This is a genomic window from Shewanella canadensis (assembly GCF_003966225.1).
Taxonomy (GTDB): domain Bacteria; phylum Pseudomonadota; class Gammaproteobacteria; order Enterobacterales; family Shewanellaceae; genus Shewanella; species Shewanella canadensis.
In genome coordinates, this window is sequence record NZ_RXNU01000058.1 from 1 (window position 1) to 1,046 (window position 1,046).

General features: G+C 23.2%; 1 protein-coding gene. It reads right to left on the reverse strand.

Going from position 1 to position 1,046, the window contains the following annotated elements:
• Window position 1: 1 nt before the first annotated feature.
• Window positions 2-970, reverse strand: a complete 969-nt coding sequence (locus EKG38_RS25575; protein WP_281277021.1) for an LAGLIDADG endonuclease — start codon at window positions 968-970, stop codon at window positions 2-4.
• Window positions 971-1,046: the final 76 nt, after the last annotated feature.

The following is a 1,046-nucleotide window of genomic DNA, read 5'->3' on the forward strand; positions in this document are numbered from 1 at the left end:
TTTAATTATTTGTTAATTTATAATGAAATTTATATTTCATGTTAGGAATAATAAATTGTTGAATATGAGGATATAATTTTTTAATAGAATCTACTGTTATATATATAACAGGTAATCCTCTTTGAAAATGTATACTACTTTCAATTTGAAATTTAATATAGAAAATATTAATAATAAAAACACACTCTTTAACAGTTAAACTTTGAGTTTGTAAATATAATCCTCCTCCTTTCACAAAACAACCATCTCCCATAATCCAATATGCTAAACCTTCATAAGTTATTAAATCATAAAAATCTAAAGGTATAATTTTTTTACCTTTAAAATAAAATTTACGTTGTAAAACTAAAAAACAAGGTAAAGATCGAGTTACAATTTCAATTCCAACAAAATTTTTTCTATTAATTCTAGTTTTAACTAAACTAGGATAAGAAATACAATAATGAGATAAAAGTGAAAAAACATTGAAAACATAATCAGATCTTTTTATACTTTGTTTAAATCTAAATCTGGCTCCAACATCTTTAGGATATTTTTCTAATCTAAATAATTTACTACTATTATTAATAGTAATACATCCATCTGACATTAAAATTCCTATTAAAGGGAATAAAATATTATTAGGTATAGATACCATATATTTTACAATACTAGTGTATTTTGGATAATTTACAGTTGAAGAAAGATTAGATCCATATAAAACTAAACTTTTACAATTTTTATTTTCTGGTAAATAATTTTTATTAGATCTTGAAAAAACATTTAATAGATTTTCATTATAAAATTTATAATTTTCTAGTACATTTAAATAAATTTGATTGGCCATATAAATATTCTTACTAAAGGAATTTGACAGCCAAGAGAAAATTTTAATACCTGTTGGAACAGCAATTACCATTGTAGCTGCCGTAAAGTAAGCTCTAGTATCCACATCCATTCCAACTGAGAACATATGGTGCAATTTTATTATATTATAATATAATAACCGATCTCACGATCAGGATCGGACTATATCTTCTTCTCTAATTTAAGGTTTAGAAGAGCCA